Below are 16,929 nucleotides of genomic sequence, written 5' to 3'. Positions count from 1 at the left end.
TCGGTCAACATGGCCTTCCTCGTCGTGCTCGAATCGATGACCCCGGCCGAGCGCGTCGCGTTCGTCCTGCACGACGTCTTCCGCTACACCTTCGCCGAGGTGGCCGAGATCGTCGGCCGGACGCCGGCGGCGTGCCGCCAGCTGGCCTCCTCGGCCCGCCGCCGCATCCGCGCGTCGCGGGCCGCCGAGACGGCGATCGAGCCCGCGACGCCGTCCGCCCGGCAGGCCGGCATCGTCCGCGAGTTCAAGGCGGCGTGGGAGGCCCAGGACATCGACGCCCTCATCGGCCTCCTCGACCCCGACGTCAGGACGATCGCCGACAGCGGCGGCCTCGTCCCCGCCGTGCTCCGCCCCATCGAAGGCGACGAGCAGGTCGCGCGCGGTTTCGTCGACGTCGCCGTCAAGGCGCCCGGACTGGAGATCCTGGAGCGCACGGTCAACGGGCAGCCCGGTCTGGCGGCGCGGCTGGACGGCGTCACCGTGGTCGTGGTGGCGTTCGACGTCGTCGGCGACCGGATCAAGCACATCTGGGCCGTGCGCAACCCCGAGAAGCTCCGCTCCTGGACGACGCGCTGAAACGCCCTCGGCCGATCAGCACCGGAACCACGTCTGGCGGCGGTACTCGTAGGCGTTGCCCTCCGCGGTCATCACCAGGATGAGGGCGCCCGCCAGCGCCTCGGCCTCGTCCAGGCGCTTCCGGTACTCCTCCGGCGACAGCGGTCGCACGCCCAGGGCCTCGGCGGCCTCGGTGTCCTCCTCCTCCGGGTCGTCGCCGGCGGGCTCGGCGCTCACCATGAACTCCAGGGCCTCGGTCAGGTCGCGTCCCAGGATCTGGTAGCCGCCTTCGGAGTCGGCGTACAGCACCGGGCGGCGGGGACCGTCGCCGCACAGGAAGTAGGTGCCGCCGGTGCCGTGCCCGCCGATCGGCTCCAGGCGGGCGCCTCCGAGCAGGTGGAGCTCTTCGACAGGCTCGAGATGCGAGGGATGGGACATCTCAAAATCGAGTCGCGCCAGCTCATCTCGCAGCGGTTCGCTCTGGCGGATGCGCGTGAGCAGTTCCGGCTCCGGCGAAGGGGGGCGGGTGGCGTCGCCGAGCCAGGCCGCGGCGTCCACCGGATCGGTCGCGTCGGGCGGAACCGGCAGCGCGGCTCCGTGGCGGGCGCCTCCGGTGCGCACCACCACCCGGGCCTCGCAGCCGAACACCGTCGCGGGGACGTCGTAGAGCGCCAGCTCGCAGCCGGGATCGCCGGGGTCGGCCACCGGCCCGGCGACCGCCGCCAGCGGCGCCTCGGCGGCGAACCGGGGCCAGCCCAGGCGCTCCAGCGCGCAGCGGCGCAGATCCGGGGCGACGTTCTCGGCCGAGAGGACGGCCGCGTACGAGGCGGTACCGAACTCACGCACCGCGCGCTGCCGCAGCTCCTCGTCGGAGGCGTAGGCGATGTCGGCGGCGCTCCATCCGGGGTCGATGAGGTCGGACGGCACCGGCTGCCCCCGCCAGCAGTGCTGCGCGAAGCCGCCCTCGTAGCGCACGGCCGGCCCGTCCTCGCGGTGCAGCCGTCCCGAGTCGTCGGTGTGGACCTCGGCAGGGGGAGGGGTGAGGAGCGCGATGTCGTTGAGCGCCCACCACCAGCCGACCGCCGGCGCCAGGCGCAGCCGCGCCTGGAGCGGCCCGGACTTTCCGGCCTTTCCGCCGCGCACGGCCTCCAGGATCAGCGTCGCGTGGTTCTCCGGGGCGCGCACCGCCCCCCACACCTGCCGCCACTGCTTCCAGTCGCCGGTATGCGGGGCGTCGGCGCAGGACCGCAGCGCGGCACCGACCGTCCCCCACTCCCCCGCCGGGAACACCGGTTCCAGCGCGCGGAGCAGGAGCGCGTGGACGCCGGCGCCGACGGCCGCGAAACGTTCTGGGGCGGCGGGCGACAGCGCCTCCTGCTGGAACCAGGGCGCGACCCCGCTGTTGATCGCCCAGGCGGGCTCGCCGACGCGCCGCAACACGGCCGCCAGGTCGGGCTCGTCCAGGTCGTAGGAGAGGTTGTGGGCCGAGCGCACGTCCGGCAGCCGCCACCTGGCGGCGGCGGGCTCGTTCTCCTCGAAGGAGTCCGGCTCCTTGCGGCCGAACGTCCTTTCCAGGCGTGCCGTGGTCGCGCTCATCCACGTGCGGTGCGCCTCCAGTTGCAGGTCGCCGTCGAGGTACCGGTGGCCGTAGAAGAGGGTCCGCGCCGCGATGGCGCCCGCCAGCGGGGACTCCAGCCAGATCACGGCTTTGGGACGCTCCCAGCCGCGGTGGTCGTACAACTCGGCCAGTGCCCGCTCGGCATCGCGGCGGTCCGGGTCGGCGGCACGCGCCTCCCACCGCCCGCACAGCTCGTCGACGCGCCTGCGCTGCTCGGCGGTCAGCCGGTCCTCTGGTCCCATGGGTGTTCCTCGGTGTTCGGCGGATGGATCTTCATTCTGAGACCCGCGGGGCCGTCCGGGTTCCCCCGAAACGCCGCCGCGGCGGCGGCCGGCCCGGCGGGCACCAGAGGGTTCTTTCGTTGGGCGAAGCCGAGACGGGCCGGGCCTCGGGCGCCGCCCGGCCCGTCCGCCCGCTCAGGCGGGACGGTCCAGGTCCAGGCGGTCGGCCAGCCCGGCGGCGGTGAAGGCGGCGACCAGTTCGTCGCGGCCCTCGGTGAAGTGGGCCCAGCTGTCGCAGTGGACGGGCACCACCCGGCGGGCGCCGAGGATCCTGGCGGCCTCGGCGGCCTGGGCGCTGTCGAGGACGATGAGCGCGCCGTCGAAGAGGATGTCGAAGCGGGGAGCCCCGGCGAAGAGGATGGCGGTGTCGACCGGGCCGAAGCGTCCGGCGATCTGCTCGACCGCGTCGAGGGAGGCGTTGTCGCCGCTGACGTAGACCGTGGGCAGCCCCTCCCCGGTCAGGACGAAGCCGACGACCTGGCCGGTGATCGGTTCGACCTCTTCGCGGGCGCCCGGGCCGTGGACGGCGGGCACGCCCGTGACGGTGACCGTCCCGCCACCGGGGCGGTCGAGCTCGACCTGCTCCCAGTCGGCCAGTCCCTTGGCGCCGCCTCCCAGGCGCTCGCCGCCGCCGGGGGTGGTGAGGGTGAGCGGCACGCCGGCGAGAAGCGCCCGGCCGGAGTCGTCGAGGTTGTCGGGGTGCTTGTCGTGGGACAGCAGGACCACGTCGATGCGTCCGAGGTCGTCCGGTGCGGCGGCGGAGGGCGCCGTCTTGGTCAGCCGGCCGCCCGGGACGGGGTACTCGCCGGGGGCGTCGAAGGTGGGGTCGGTCAGGAATCGCAGGCCGCCGTACTCGAACAGGGCGGTCGGGCCGCCGAGGACGCGGACGGGGATCCGCTCGCGGGTCGCGCTGGTGCTGGAACCGGTCATCGAAACCTCACGGATGAGAAGCGGTCTATCCGTGAAGGACGGTAACCGTTTCTCACGGACGGGCGCAACTCGTACCATGAGAGCCATGAGGGAGTCCCCGACCGCCGAATCCGCCCCGCCGCCCGCGCCGGGAGCGGAGGACCACCTCGCCCTCGACTTCGTCAACAGCGCCGTCGCGCTGCCCGGCGGGCACTTCGTCGATCTCCTCGGCACGCCCGCCGGAACCAACCGGTGGCTCTTCGAACGCGGCCTCGCCCCGGCCGACGCCGGAATCCAGGAGATGTGCGCGACGCAGCTGCGCTCACTGCGCGAACACGTCAGGGCGCTGTTCTCCGCCCGCGTCGCCGGCCTTCCCGCGCTGCCCGGGGCCCTGTCCGCCGTCAACGACGCGCTGAGCAGGGTCCCCACCGCTCCCCTGCTGCACTGGGACGAGAAGAACGGCCCCTACCGCGCCGCGCCGTGCCCCACCAACGAGATCCTCGACCACGCTCTCGCGACCCTCGCCGCCAACGCGGCCGACCTCCTCACCGGACCCGACGCCGAACGCCTCACCGCCTGCGCTTCCGCCCCCTGCAACCGCTATCTGCTGCGGCACGGCCGCCGCCACTGGTGCTCCACCCGCTGCGGCGACCGCGCCCGCGCCGCCCGCGCCTACGCCCGCCGCACCCAGCCGAAAGAAGACTGACACTCCCGAGTTGACCTCGACCCTGGTTGAGGTTGAAGGCTCTGCTGTGGCGGTGCCGAATCGGAACGTGGAGGGTGATGTGCATGCGCGTCGTGCAGGCGGTGCGTTTCGGAGGTCCCGAGGTGCTCGTACCCGGCGAGGCCCCCGATCCGGTCGCCGGACCGGGTCAGGTGGTCGTCGAGGTCTCGGTGGCGGGGATCACGTTCGTCGAGACGCAGATCCGGCGCGGCGTCGACAGGTGGCACGCCAAGCCCGAGCTTCCGTACGTGCCGGGCGGTCTGGTGGCCGGCCGCGTGGGCTCGCTCGGTGAGGCGGTGGATCCGAGCTGGTCGGGACGGCGCGTCCTCGCCGGAACCGGGGAGACCGGCGGGTTCGCCGAGCGGGCGGTCGCCGACGTCCGGGAACTGATCCCGGTGCCGGAAGGGCTCGGGCTGCCCGAGGCCGCCGCCCTGCACACCGACGGCAGCACCGCGTTCGGACTGGTCGAGGCGGCCGGAATCCGTCCCGGGGACTGGGTGCTGGTCGAGGCGGCGGCCGGCGGCGTGGGCAGCCTGCTCACGCAACTGGCCCGGGCCGCCGGCGCCAGGGTCGTCGGGGCCGCACGCGGCGCGCGCAAGCTGGACCTGGTCCGCGACCTGGACGCCGAGGCCGTGGTCGACTACTCCGAGCCGGACTGGACCCGGCACGTGCTCACGGCGACCGGCGGGGCGGGCCCCGATGTGGTGTTCGACGGTGTCGGCGGTGAGGTGGGGCGGGCCGCGTTCGAGGTGACGGCCCGCGACGGCCGGTTCTCGGTGCACGGCGCCTCCAGCGGCGAGCCGACGGCGATCGATGCCGACCAGGCGCGACGGCGCGGAGTGGAGGTGCTCGGGATCGAGCAGCTGTACGGGTTCGGGCCGAAGATGAGCCGCTGGGCCGAGCAGGTGATGGCGGAAGCCGCCGCCGGCCGGATCCGCCCGGTCATCGGGCAGACCTTCCCACTGGAACGCGCCGCGGACGCACATGCCGCCATCGAAACCCGCGACGCCCTGGGCAAGACCCTGCTCCTGCTCTGAGATCCGGGTCACGCTGGTGGTCTTCGACTCGGACGCGCTGCGCGGCACGGTCGAGGCGTACCGGGCCGGGCACGCCACCGGCCCCGTCGTGGTGCAGGTGAACGGCCCGGCCGCTGGACGAGCGGCCGGGCGCTGACCGGCCCCGCCGAGCGCGTCCCGCTCATCGCCCCGCTGAGGCGATCAGAGCGCCCCGGCGTCCTTGGCGGTGTAGACGGTCGGATAGACCGGGCGGAAGCCGAGCAGGCGGCGGATCTTTGAGGTGTCGACGATGCCCTCCCACGGATCGTCGAGCGTCCTGCCCGCCGCCTCCTCGGCGGCCGGCTCGCCGTTGAGGTCCAGCAGTTCCAGGGCGGTGACGGGCGCGTCGTCGGCCACGTTGAAGATCTCGCCGTCCACGCCGTCCGCCCGGAGCGCCCGCAGCAGGACCTGGCCGACGTCGGCGTGGTGCACCATGTGCAGGCGCTTGTGCGGCGGCCAGTCGCGCGCCCACATCAGCGACTCGGCCAGGTGCGCGTCGCCTTCGCCGTACACGAACGCCAGCCGGGCGATGCGCAGCGGCAGTCCCTCGGTTCGGTGGAGGTCGAGGAGGGCCTTCTCGGCCGCGGTCTTGCTCGTCGTGTAGGCCAGGTCAGGGGGGACGGGGTCGTCCTCCTCCCGGACCGGGCGGCCGTGCCCCGGGCCGTAGACGAGGGTGGTCCCGGCATAGACGAAACGGGTGACGTTCGCCCGAAGGGCCGACTCGGCCAGTTCGACGGTGGCGGTGTGGTTGACGCTGACCGCCTCCTCGTCCGGCACGCCGCGGAACGCCGCGCCGAGGTGGACGACCGCGTCGACGCCCTTGAGCGCGCCGTCGAGGTCGCCGGTCTCGCGCAGGTCGCCGACGACGACCTCGGCGCCGAGCCGCTCGAGGGGCTCGGCCCGGACGGGATCGCGGACGAGCACCCGCACGGACTCGTCCTGCTGGAGCAGGCGGGGGACGAACCGGCTGCCGACCCGGCCGGTCGCCCCGGTCACCAGGATGGTCATACGAGACTCCCGAAGGCTCGATGTGCTGTCGGTGCCGACGCTAGCAGAAGCTTGGATATATCCAACCTTTGGAGCCATCAAATATTCTGCACCGTGCGACGGCCGTACGATGACCGTCATGGAGGAACGCGGTTCCGAGCAGGACGAACGGCTCAGGTCCGAGCTCTGGGAGGCCTTGTACGACCTCTTCCTGGACGAGCACGAGCGCCACCTGGAGTCGATCGCCGAGCTCGGTGTCAGCCCGGGCGACCTCAAGGCCCTCATGCGCCTCGTCCCTGGCGATCGCGAACCTATGCGCGCGCTGGCCGACATGTGGCGCTGCGACGCCTCGACCGTCACCTGGATCGTCGACCGCCTAGAGAAGCAGGGCCTGGTCGAGCGCCAGGCCCACGAGAAGGACAGGCGCGTCAAGGTCGTCGTCCTGAGCCGCCGCGGCAGGCAGCTGCGCACGCAGTTGATGAGCCGCTTCTACGAGCCGCCCGCCATCCTGTCGGAGCTGTCCTCCGGCGACCTGGACACCCTCCACCGGCTCTCCCTGCGGCTACGCCCGAAGACACCCTGACGGCGCCGGTTGTGGCCAACACCTCCTGACGTGCCAGGAGACACCTGCGCCCGCGGAGTCACTCTGGCCGCGGCGGGGTTTCCATAGTTGACTTCCCGCATGCGCTACGGCATCTGCGTGCCCAATCTCGACGAGTTCGTTGACGCGCGTCACTTCGCGGACCTCGCCCGCCGGGCGGAGGAGGCCGGCTGGGACGGCTTCTTCGTCTGGGACCACGTCGTCTTCCCGCACGGCCGGCGGTACGAGGTGGCCGACCCCTGGGTGCTGCTGACGGTGGCGGCCACGGCGACCGAACGGATCAGGCTCGGCCCGCTGGTCACCGCGGTCGCCCGGCGGCGTCCCGGAACACTGGCGCGGCAGACCACCTCGCTGGACCGGCTTTCGGGCGGGCGGCTGGTGTTCGGAGCGGGCCTCGGATTCACGCTGGAGGCCGAGTTCGGCACCTGGGGCGAACCGGTGGAACCGCGGGTCGTCGCGCAGCGGCTGGACGAGGGCCTGGCAGTGCTGGCCGGGCTGTGGTCCGGTGAGCGGGTGGACTTCCACGGCGAGCACGTGACCGCCGCGGACGTCACGTTCGCGCCGACCCCGGTGCAGCGCCCGCGCCCGCCGGTGTGGATCGGCTGCAACTGGCCCAACCGGGTGCCGCTGCGCCGGGCCGCCCGCTGGGACGGCGTGGTCCCGATGGTGTTCGGACCGGACGGCTCCTGGACGCCGACCGCGGAGGTGGTGGCCGAGGTCGTCGCGCACATCGGCGAGCAGCGCGACACCACCGGGCCGTTCGACGTGGTGATCACCGGCCGTACCCCGGCCGACGAGCCCGGCGCGGCCCGCAAGACGGTCGAGCCCATCGCGGACGCGGGCGCCACCTGGTGGCTGGAGGGCTTCCGGCCCCAGCCGGGAGAGTACGACGCCGCCGTCCGCCGAATCGAGGCCGGCCCGCCCCGCTGACGCGAGCGTCGACCGCCGTCGGCTCGGCCGGCAAGAGTGCTCATCGCGGGCGCAGGCCGTCGAGCGCGAGGTCGATGAACCGCCGCCAATCACCGAAGGTGTGCCGGCTGATCGCCGCCACGGCTCCGGCGATCATGTAGAGGTCCGCGACGGTGGCGTCCGCACGGAAGGCGCCGTCGGCCTGGCCGCGTTCGAGCAAGGCGCCCGTCAGCGCGAGGAGTTCGGCGCCCACCTCACCCCGCGGCTCGGTCGAGCCCAGGGCCTTCTCGATCGCCTCGGACAGGCCGCGCCCCTGCTCGTGCACCGTGCCGATACGGCTCAGGAAACAGGCCAGGGCCCGCCGCGCGTCGGGGTCGGGCAGGCACCGCGTCCGCGCGAACGCCAGGATCTCGGCGAAACGCCGTTCGGCGACGGCGTCGACCAGGGCCTGCCGGGTCGGGAAGTGCCGGTAGACGGTGCCGACGCCGACCCCGGCCGCCTGGGCGACCTCCGCCATCTGCACCTCGTCCCCGCGCTCGGCGAACAGGTCGCAGGCCACCTGCAGCACGCGGACACGGTTGCGCGCGGAGTCGGCGCGCGGTTTGCGGGCGGCTTGCTCTGACATCCGGTGCAGTCCTTCGTCTAGACTCTATCCGGAACTGGATTCCGATTCCGGAAGGGCATCATGTCCGCAGACCGCTTCATTCTCTTGGACGCCGCCGAGGGACGCCCGACCCGCGTCCCGGTCCCCCCGGCGTTCACCGTCAAGGCCACGACCGCCGACACCGAGGGCAAGTTCTCGCTCCTGGAGGTGACACTCGCCCAGGGCATCCCCCGGCATGTCCACCACAAGGCCGACGAGAGCATCTACGTGCTGGACGGCGAGCTGATCGTCGAGTTCGACGACCGGACGCACACGGCCACCGCCGGGCGGTTCGTCCTGCTGCCGCACGGCGTCCCCCATGCCCTGCGCCCCGGCTCGACACCGCCGAGGCTCCTCCAGATCTCCTCGCCGGGCGGCTGGGAGTGCTTCATCGAGGACATGTTCGAAGACCGCTCCAAGGTCACCACCAACGGCAGGCTCGACCCGGCCAAACTCAACCCCATCGCCGCCAAGTACGACATCACCTACGAAGAGCAGCCCTAGCCACCCGGCCCCGGCCCGTCCCTCTCGCCGGACGGGCCGGAGTGCCGAGGGGAGACCATCCTGAGCAGCGTCCGTCCGAGATCGCGCACCGAATCCTCGGCCTCGTGCAGCGCGTTCTGAAGCGCCGTGACCTCCTCCGGATCAGGGTCGCGCGTTCGTTCTCGCCCGGGGTCGGCCTCTCGCCTGCGCCTGCGCCTGGTCGGCGGCGCGGGGTCGTCCGCGGATCCGCCGGGCTTCGTACGCGCGGCACCTTCGCCCTTCGTCGCCTTCTCACCCACGTCGCGGACGACATCGCCGGTACCCGCCCCGACATCACCCACCGCCCCAGCCGTCCCCTTCCCAACATCCTCAACAGCACTTCCAACACCCTCCACCGCACCCCCAGCACCCTTCCCAAGCCCCTCCACGGCACCTCCAGCACCCCTCCCAACACCTTCCACCGCGCCCCCAGCACCCCTGCCAACGTCCTCCACCGCGCCCCGAGCGCCCTTCCCGACGTCCTCGACCGCGCCGCCTGCGCCCCTGCCGACGTCCTCCACGGCGCTTCCCGCACCCCTGCCGACGTCCCTGACCGCTCCGCCAGTACCCCTGCCGAGTTCGTCCACCGCCGAGCCGGTTCCGGCGCCGATGTCGCGCACGGCCGACTCCAGGCCGCGGCCGATGTGCTGAAGGATCTCCGGATTGCGGTCGAGCGTCGTCAGCACGCGGTCGACGATGACGGCGACGTTGCCGAGCCGGACCTTGAGGTGCGCCTCCGCCTCGACCCCCTTGATGTCCAGCTCGACCTTGCCGAGGGCCACGTCCGCGCCGACCGACAGCCTGAGCAGATCGAGGACCTGCGCCACGAGTGAGACATGCGCCTCCAGGTTCTCGACCTTGAGGGAGATCTCGTCGACCTTGAGCTCCGGGACGTCGAGATCGACGTCCGGCTCTTCGTCGACCCGGACCCGCCTCTCCGGCGCACCGACCGGGTCCTCCGCCCCGCCGCCGGATCCGCTTCGCCGCCGTTCCGGCTCTTCGTGGCCCATCGCTCCCCCCGGGCTCGGTCCGTGGCCCTCCGGGCCCGCTACCCGCCCCTGAGCAGCAGTAACATGCGCGGCAGACGGTCCGGCGCCAAAAGATCTACCCTTCACGGATCCCGTTCGCCGTGGGGCCCCGCGGCGAGAACGGCCCACCTGGACCAGGGATAACGTGAGTTATGGCTCGCTGGGTCCTGCACGTCGACCTGGACCAGTTCATCGCCGCGGTCGAGGTGCTGCGCCACCCGGAACTGCGCGGACGCCCGGTCGTCGTCGGCGGGGACGGCGATCCGACCAAGCGCGGGGTGGTCAGCACGGCTTCGTACGAGGCCCGCGTCCACGGCGTGCACTCCGGCCTGCCGCTCCGCACGGCGGCGCGGCGCTGCCCGGACGCGGTGTTCCTGCCCGTCGACCGGGAGGTCTACGAGGCCGCGTCGTCCCAGTTCATGGCGGCGCTGCGGGGGTTCGACGCCGTGGTCGAGGTGCTCGGCTGGGACGAGGCGTTCCTGGCCGTCGAAACCGACGACCCCGAGACCACGGCCGACGAGATCCGCGACCGGATCCGCGCGGCCACCGACCTGGAATCCACGGTGGGCATCGGGCAGAACAAACTCCAGGCCAAGCTGGCGACCGGTTTCGGGAAACCGGCCGGCGTCTTCCGGATCACCCACGAGACCTGGTTCGAGGTGCTCGGCGCCCGGCCCACCGACGCGCTGTGGGGCATCGGCGCCAAGACCGCCAAGCGTCTGAAGGCGCTGGGCATCGGCACCGTCGGCGAACTCGCGGCCACCGATCCGTCCGCCCTCGCCGCGCACGTCGGCCCCACGACCGGGCCATGGCTGGTGCGCCTGGCCCGAGGGCAGGACCACTCGCCCGTGACCAGCGCACCGTACGTCCCGCGCTCCCACGGCCGGGAGACCACCTTCCAGCACGACCTCGACGACTGGGAGGACGTCCGCCGCGAGGTCGCGAACCTGGCCCGCAAGGTCGCGAAGGACGTCGCGGACGACGGAAGGGACACCGTCCGCGTCATCGTCAAGGTCCGCTACGCGCCCTTCATCACCCAGACCCACGGCCGGACCCTGGAGACCCCGACAACCGAGGCGTCCCAGATCGAGACCGCAGCCCTCGCCGCCCTCGCCCAGTTCACCGAACGGCGCCCAGTACGCCTGCTAGGCGTCCGCACCGACTTCGCCCGCTAAGCGAAACCCAACCCCCAACCGGAAAGACCAGCCCGGCACGAAACAGGCCCCTACCAAAAGACAGACCCACCGCCCAACAGGCGGATCCAGCACAGAAGGCCAGCCCGGCCACGAAAGCCGAGCTCGGGCGCAGGAGGCAGGCTCGGCACAAGGCGAACCCGGCCACAAAAGGCGGGCTCGACGCGGGAGGCCAGCCCGGCATTGGAGGCAGGCACGCACGGAAGGCGGGCCCAGTCACGGAAGCCGAGCCCGGCACGAAAAGCAAGCCCGGGCGCGGGAGGCGGGTCCAGCACGAAAGACAGGGCCAGGCTCGGAAGGCGAGCCCGACACGGGAGGCCAGACCGGCACGGAAGGCAGGCACGCGCGGAAGGCAGGGCTGGTCACGATAGGCGAGCCCGGCCACGGGAGGCGAGCCCGACACGGGAGGCGAACCGACAGGCAAACCCGGTCACGCAAGGCGGGGCCCGACGCGGAGGCGGGCCCGGCACGAAAAGACAGGGGCGGGCTTTGAAGGCGGGCCCGACGTGGGGGCAGATCGGGGCGGGAGGCAGGCACGCACGGGAGGCGGGGCCGGGGTTTGGCGGCCCCGCCTTGCGTGAGGGGCGGGGTGTGGCGGCGGGGCCTTGTTCGAGGTGGGGTTGTGTTAGCGGAGGGCGGTGGCCAGGCGGCGCCATTCTTCGCGGGGGAAGGCGCTCGAGTCGGCGGTGAGCACCTGGACGCACACGTGGTCGGCACCGGCGGCGCGGTGCTCGTCCACTCGGCGCTTGATGGCGTCCTCGTCGCCCCAGGCGATCAGGGCGTCGAACAGGCGGTCGCTCACCGACTCCACGTCCTCGGCCGAGAAGCCCAGGCGCAGCAGGTTGCCCGCGTAGTTGGGCAGGGAGAGGTATCCGCGCAGCCAGTCGGTGCCGATCGCGCGGGCCTCGTCCCGCGTCGAGCAGAGGACGACCGTCTGCTCCGGGAGCACCAGCGGCCCGTCCCCCACTGCCTCGCGGGCCTGCCGGGTGTGCTCCGGCGGGACCAGGTACGGGTGGACGCCCCCGGCCCGCTCGGCCGCGAGCTTGAGCATCTTGGGGCCGAGCGCGGCGAGCACCCGGCTCTCCCGGGGCACGGGCTGATCCGCGCCGTCCAGGCCGTCGAGGAAGCCGGTCATCGCCGCCAGCGGCTTGCGGTACCGGCCGGGCTCGGAGGCGTCCACCAGCGGGGCGTGGCTCACCCCGATGCCCATCAGGAACCGGTCACCGTGCGCCGCCGACAGCGACGCGAACGAGGCGGCCGTTTCCTCCGGCGTGTGCATCCACAGGTTGAGGATGCCGGTCGCCACGACCGTCTCGCGGGTCGCCTCCAGAAGGTGGCCGACCGCGTCGAAGACCGGTCCGCCGATGTCCGGAACCCACAGCGCGCGGAAGCCCAGTTCCTCCAGCTCCGCGGCGGCCTCCGCCGACTCCGCGGCGTCGCCGTACCGCAGCTGCTGGCTCCACACGCCGACCCCAGAAAGCTTCACAGTGCCGTTCCCTTCTTCAGCCCGCCCGGATCGATCAAGCCTAGCGGCGCCTGAGACAGCGCCACCGGAGCCGGGCCGCATGTCGCATCCACGCTCGGCGCCGGGCTCCGGTCAGGCACCGGACGTGACCTGCGGGTGGAGCGGTGTTGCCTATCGGGTCGCGCGCGTGTCCGGGCGGCGGGCTGGGTTAGGGCCTGCCGCCCGGACGGGGGTGTCGTTCAGTTGAGGAGGGCGGCGATGGCGTTGGTGGTGGTCGGGTACTCGGTCAGGAGGGCGGAGCCGGTCGTTGTGGTGGGCCAGTCGGGTGAGAGGCCCAGGAGGGCGGCGACGGCGTCACAGGTCGCGGGATGGGTGGTCAGGAGTTCGCTGGTGGGGCCTCCGGCGAGAGTGGAGGGGGGCGGCGCGGCCTGGGCGGACCAGGGCGGGACCCATGCGTCGAGTGCCTGGGTGGTGGCGGGGAACGTGCGGCCCGCCTCTCTGACCAGCACCGGGACCATCTCCGCGGCGTGGTCCTTGAGGGTGGTGATCAGCTTCGGCAGCCACGGCAGCAGGACGGTGTCGGGCAGCCGGGCGAACGCCTTGGACAGGACCTCCACCACCAGCGACGCGAGTGCCGGGGCGGGTTCCAGGGCCTGGACGAAACCGCTCAGGTAGAGCGGGAACGACGGGACGACCAGCGGGTTGTCCAGCAGTTCGTCGCACCGCCGCCGCAGTTCGTCCAGGGGGAGGAGGCCCAGCTGTGTCTGCGCCGCCCACAGCAGGGCGACCTTGGCGGGGGCCTCCGGGTGCGACTGCTGGACGGCCAGTTCCAGCTGGGTGTGGTCGCAGCCGAGCGAGAGCGCCAGGCTCTCCATGCCGAGCAGGAACCCGAGCATCGCCGCGACCTGCCGCACGCCGGTGGCGTCGTCGGTGAACGCGGTCGGCAGGAGGGTGCAGTAGTGCGCGTACCCGGCGGTGACGAACGCCTGGCACCACTCCGGCAACTCCGGTTCGGTCGCCTGGTAGTGGGTGAGCAGCCGCCGGACGCGGCGCAGGACCTCGGGCGCGTCGTCCACCGTGCGCTCGGCGGCCAGAAGTTCGACCGCGCGGGCGCCCAGTTCGTCGGTGAAGCGCCTGGCGCCCAGGTAGAGGATGGCGTCCTCGACGGCTTCGAGGGCGTGGGCGGCGGTCGCCTGCGGGGCGTGCACCGCCTTGCGGAGCCGCTGCTCGAGCACCTGCTCGATGGTGACGCCCTCGTAGCCGAGCTCGACGATCGAGCGCATGTTCCGGCCGATGGCCAGGTCCCAGCTCTCCTGGATGGAGCGTTCGCCCAGGCGGCGCGAGCCCATGATGGGCTGGACGGCGTCGTGCGGCACCAGCCGGCGCAGGATCCAGAGCAGGTCCGAGCACGGGCGCAGGTGCGGGTCGGCGTCCAGGTTGAGCAGCGCCCGCTGGATGGTGCGCTTCTCCAGGTCGAGGCCGAGCGGCTTGAGCCGGTCGAGGACGTCGCGGGCCAGCGGCGGCAGCGCGTCGTAGCCGACCTCGCCCACCCGGTCGCCGCCGAGCAGGATCTCGCACAGGCGGGCGACGTCGCGGCGGCCCGGCACCGCGTCCTTCTCGATGCAGGTGATCGCCGCGTCCTGGAAGTCGTACGGCGTCGGCCGCCGCCGCCCGCGGATCCCGGCCAGCAGGATGGACGTCTCGTACACCGCGATGGCGTCGGCGGTGCTGGAGGCGTAGCCGTTCTTGCGGGCCAGCCGGACGATGTCGACGCACCAGCCGAGGAGTTCCTGCTCGTCGAGGCCGTCGGTGGCGGGCGCCGCCGTCAGGAAGTCCGACAGCCGGTCGGTCACGGGGGCCTGCGGGGCGGGCGGCTTCGCGGCCGGAGCCTTCTTCGGTGCCCGCTTGCCCAGCCGGAACGGTTTGAGGCCGCTGCGCCGCAGCGCCTTCGCCCAGGTCGCGGCGGCGATCGACACCGAGCCGGGCGCGAGGCCGAACTGGGCCTCGATCGCCGAGTGGCTGGACGGGATCAGCCCGTACTGCCAGCGCGTGGCGGTGCGCGGGGTGATCTCGAACGTGCCCGTGCCGTGCAGCCCGAACTCCTCCACCCGGCTCGCCGCGTGGAAGGCGCCGCACACGTACAGGCAGTCGGCGGGGTCGGCGCCCGAGGACGCCAGATGCTCGCGCATCCGCGTCCACATGTAGCGCTCGCGGTCCTCGTCGACGGCGGTGCGGTCGGAGCCCTCCGGCCGCAGCCGCCGGAACAGGCTGCCGATCAGCACCATGACCTGCCGGTAGGTGTCGTGGTCGGCGTCGACCAGCGGCTGCTCGACGTACTGGTCCCACCACTCCGACCAGTGCCGCACCTTGCCGTGGTGGAGCAGGTGCTCCTCCAGCTCGGCGAAGCGGGGCCGCAGGTCGCCGATCTCGACGCCGACGGCGTCGCCGTGCAGCGCGGTCTCGTCGTCGTCGGCGTTGCCCGCCTCGGCGTCCTCGCGCGGCTCCCACTGGAAGACGTGGTCGGTCGACCGGTCCACCAGGACCAGTTCCACGCCGGGCGTGGTGAGCGCGTACGAGATCGCCTGGTACTCGGCGGACGCCTCGGTGAGCGGCGCGACCACGCTGAGCGGCGCCCACTTCGCCGGGAATCCGTCGATGTCGGTGGCGAACGACTGCAGCGCGACCGGCAGCGTGCAGTTGTGCAGCTCGTCCAGCAGCGGCCGCAGGTCCTCGCACAGCTCCAGGTAGACGACCTTCGGCCGCTTCTCCCGGAGCCGGCGGGCCATCGCGGTCGCCGAGGACGGCGAGTGGTGGCACACCGGGAAGATCTCCAGCGGTTCGCGCAGCGCCCGGTCGACGTCCTCGACGAGCCCGCCCAGGATCTCCGCCACCGGCCCGGACCCGAACCGCTCGGCCGCCCCGAGCAGCTGCCCGCGCAGCCCGCCGAACGGCCCCGCACCCACGTCGCCCAGATCGGTCGCGTTGTCGATTGCCGGGCCGGTCATTGGGAACTCCTCGCGTGAAGAACCCCGCCTTCAGGCGGGGAGGAGACGAGTCCCGCGGACGCGGCGCGGTGCGGCATCGGGCGGGAGGGCTCCTCGGGATGGATGGTGTAGGCGTAGCCGTCGGCACGCTGAAGCAGGGTGAAATGCCGGTGGTGCGCGGTGGCGTGGCCGTTCCGGGTGCGGATGGTGAATGTGCCGGAGGCGCGTACGGCGACGCGGCCTGTGTGGGTGCCGGCGTACTTCCCCGTCGGAACGACGGCGCGGGCGTGGTCTCCGGTGGTGAAGCCGAAGAACCGCTTGAGTCGTGGGAGGCGGAGGCGCGGGAAGCCGTACTTGTCAGGCTTGGTCCGCTGGTACTGACCGCGGCCGGTGCAGGCTGCAACGAGCACTTGGTGAACGGTTTGGGTGATGATGTCGAGCGTGCCCACGCATAGTGCGTCGAGGGTATGGGACTTCGGCACGCGGTTGCGGGTGCGGTTCCACTTGGTGCGGCCGCCTGACGCGACGTGGGTGGGAAGCCGTGCGTCGAGTTCCCGCCACAGCGCCCACCGAGTGGACTGCACCGCCGCGGCATCCCGGAGCGGGGCCTTGGCCCGCCTCAGGATCTGGGCGGCCCGCTGGGGGGCGAACTGCTCGACCGGCCGGTTGCCCTTGGCCTGGTTACAGGGCACGCAGGCCAGGACGAGATTCGAGACACGGTCTGAGCCGCTCCGACTACGGGGGTGGACGTGGTCGATGTTCAATGGCACCCCGTTGACGCCGCAGTACACGCAAGCCCGGCCGAATTTCGCGAGGAGGTATTCGCGGACCTCGTAGCCGTGCAGGGTCCCGTGCTGATACTCGGCGCCCTCCAGTGGGCGACCTGCGGACAGGGCGTGGGTGTCGAACGCGACCCGCTCCACATGCACCGCACGGACAGGCGCCCAGCGGGTCAAGCGGTCCACCCACGCCACCGTAGTGTCCACCCGGTGCCGCAAGCTTGGAGGAAGCCACCCGTCCGGGCGGCGGCGGTTGCGGTACCGCGGGGCGCGGTACCGCAGGTTTCGTGACCTGCGGCCGCGCCGGTAGGCGGCGCGTTGTTGAAGCCTTTCGCGGATGGTCGCACCGCGATGGCCGAGTCGGATGCCGTATCGGCCGCGCCGCTCACCGGCCCGTGCGGTGAACACCGCGATGCCGGTGTGTGCGCTGCCGGGGTCGATGCCCAGTTCCACACCCTCCACCTCGGATTCTGAGACGGTGCGATCTTTAAGGCGGATGACGAACGGAGTACGGCGGTGCACGACCGCCCGGCCGGACGTCAGCAGCTTGCGCGCCCGGGCGGGCGTGGTCGGTTGCAGCGGTGCGCCGTGCTTGTCGAGCACGAACACCGATGGGTGCACCTCACGGTGCCTCTCCCCGACCCGGGCGGGTCCGGGGGTGACGCCGCCGACGGCA

The 16,929-nt window shown here is 72.7% G+C and carries 15 protein-coding genes; 7 read left to right on the top strand and 8 right to left on the bottom strand.

Annotation, left to right across the window (positions count from 1 at the left end):
* Window positions 1-576, top strand: a 576-nt coding sequence (locus ACFPZN_RS45270; RefSeq protein ID WP_378289301.1) for a sigma factor-like helix-turn-helix DNA-binding protein, incomplete at its 5' end; no start/stop codon positions are given.
* A 15-nt stretch (window positions 577-591) separates the two neighbouring features.
* On the opposite strand, the gene ACFPZN_RS45265 is transcribed toward ACFPZN_RS45270, so the two are convergent.
* Window positions 592-2,415 (bottom strand): DUF6745 domain-containing protein, encoded by a 1,824-nt coding sequence (locus tag ACFPZN_RS45265; RefSeq protein ID WP_378289299.1) that lies wholly within the window; start codon window positions 2,413-2,415, stop codon window positions 592-594.
* A 174-nt stretch (window positions 2,416-2,589) separates the two neighbouring features.
* Window positions 2,590-3,384: an MBL fold metallo-hydrolase gene (locus ACFPZN_RS45260; RefSeq protein WP_378289297.1), complete on the bottom strand. Its 795-nt coding sequence runs from the start codon at window positions 3,382-3,384 to the stop codon at window positions 2,590-2,592.
* A gap of 85 nt (window positions 3,385-3,469) precedes the next feature.
* Between ACFPZN_RS45260 and ACFPZN_RS45255 the strand changes: the two genes are divergently transcribed.
* Both ACFPZN_RS45255 and ACFPZN_RS45250 read left to right on the top strand, forming a co-directional pair.
* Window positions 3,470-4,069, top strand: coding sequence for a CGNR zinc finger domain-containing protein (locus tag ACFPZN_RS45255; protein WP_378289295.1), 600 nt, complete (start codon window positions 3,470-3,472; stop codon window positions 4,067-4,069).
* An 83-nt stretch (window positions 4,070-4,152) separates the two neighbouring features.
* A complete protein-coding gene (locus ACFPZN_RS45250; protein ID WP_378289293.1) occupies window positions 4,153-5,124 on the top strand; it encodes a zinc-binding dehydrogenase in 972 nt (323 codons plus the stop codon).
* A 180-nt stretch (window positions 5,125-5,304) separates the two neighbouring features.
* Here ACFPZN_RS45250 and ACFPZN_RS45245 read toward each other — a convergent pair whose 3' ends face one another.
* The gene (locus ACFPZN_RS45245) at window positions 5,305-6,150 is read right to left on the bottom strand and encodes an NAD-dependent epimerase/dehydratase family protein (RefSeq protein ID WP_378289291.1); all 846 of its coding nucleotides are present in this window, start codon (window positions 6,148-6,150) and stop codon (window positions 5,305-5,307) included.
* 118 nt (window positions 6,151-6,268) lie between these two features.
* On the opposite strand from ACFPZN_RS45245, the gene ACFPZN_RS45240 reads away from it, so the two are divergent.
* Both ACFPZN_RS45240 and ACFPZN_RS45235 read left to right on the top strand, forming a co-directional pair.
* On the top strand, window positions 6,269-6,712 hold the full coding sequence (locus ACFPZN_RS45240; RefSeq protein ID WP_378289289.1) for a MarR family winged helix-turn-helix transcriptional regulator: 444 nt from the start codon (window positions 6,269-6,271) through the stop codon (window positions 6,710-6,712).
* A 99-nt stretch (window positions 6,713-6,811) separates the two neighbouring features.
* Complete coding sequence (locus tag ACFPZN_RS45235) at window positions 6,812-7,660, top strand: LLM class flavin-dependent oxidoreductase (RefSeq protein WP_378289287.1); 849 nt, start codon at window positions 6,812-6,814, stop codon at window positions 7,658-7,660.
* A gap of 40 nt (window positions 7,661-7,700) precedes the next feature.
* Here ACFPZN_RS45235 and ACFPZN_RS45230 read toward each other — a convergent pair whose 3' ends face one another.
* Window positions 7,701-8,264, bottom strand: coding sequence for a TetR/AcrR family transcriptional regulator (locus ACFPZN_RS45230; protein ID WP_378289285.1), 564 nt, complete (start codon window positions 8,262-8,264; stop codon window positions 7,701-7,703).
* 60 nt (window positions 8,265-8,324) lie between these two features.
* Here ACFPZN_RS45230 and ACFPZN_RS45225 point away from each other — a divergent pair, with 60 nt between their 5' ends.
* A complete protein-coding gene (locus ACFPZN_RS45225; protein WP_378289283.1) occupies window positions 8,325-8,786 on the top strand; it encodes a cupin domain-containing protein in 462 nt (153 codons plus the stop codon).
* Here the strand turns inward: ACFPZN_RS45225 and ACFPZN_RS45220 are convergent.
* Window positions 8,783-9,814: a hypothetical protein gene (locus ACFPZN_RS45220; protein WP_378289281.1), complete on the bottom strand. Its 1,032-nt coding sequence runs from the start codon at window positions 9,812-9,814 to the stop codon at window positions 8,783-8,785. The two genes, ACFPZN_RS45225 and ACFPZN_RS45220, sit on opposite strands and share 4 nt — an antisense overlap.
* Before the next feature lie 170 nt (window positions 9,815-9,984).
* Between ACFPZN_RS45220 and ACFPZN_RS45215 the strand changes: the two genes are divergently transcribed.
* Window positions 9,985-11,007: a DNA polymerase IV gene (locus ACFPZN_RS45215; protein WP_378289279.1), complete on the top strand. Its 1,023-nt coding sequence runs from the start codon at window positions 9,985-9,987 to the stop codon at window positions 11,005-11,007.
* Between the two features lie 643 nt (window positions 11,008-11,650).
* On the opposite strand, the gene ACFPZN_RS45210 is transcribed toward ACFPZN_RS45215, so the two are convergent.
* The 3 genes from ACFPZN_RS45210 to iscB all read right to left on the bottom strand — a co-directional run bounded on the left by ACFPZN_RS45210 (window position 11,651) and on the right by iscB (window position 16,862).
* The gene (locus ACFPZN_RS45210) at window positions 11,651-12,511 is read right to left on the bottom strand and encodes an LLM class F420-dependent oxidoreductase (protein ID WP_378289277.1); all 861 of its coding nucleotides are present in this window, start codon (window positions 12,509-12,511) and stop codon (window positions 11,651-11,653) included.
* Between the two features lie 218 nt (window positions 12,512-12,729).
* Complete coding sequence (locus tag ACFPZN_RS45205) at window positions 12,730-15,495, bottom strand: DUF5682 family protein (protein WP_378289275.1); 2,766 nt, start codon at window positions 15,493-15,495, stop codon at window positions 12,730-12,732.
* Window positions 15,492-16,862 (bottom strand): RNA-guided endonuclease IscB, encoded by a 1,371-nt coding sequence (gene iscB, locus ACFPZN_RS45200; RefSeq protein ID WP_378289273.1) that lies wholly within the window; start codon window positions 16,860-16,862, stop codon window positions 15,492-15,494. The genes ACFPZN_RS45205 and iscB overlap by 4 nt, the downstream gene beginning before the upstream one ends.
* Window positions 16,863-16,929: the final 67 nt, after the last annotated feature.

Source organism: Actinomadura rugatobispora (assembly GCF_042656285.1).
Taxonomy (GTDB): domain Bacteria; phylum Actinomycetota; class Actinomycetes; order Streptosporangiales; family Streptosporangiaceae; genus Spirillospora; species Spirillospora rugatobispora.
This window is presented reverse-complemented; position numbering and strand designations above follow the sequence as displayed.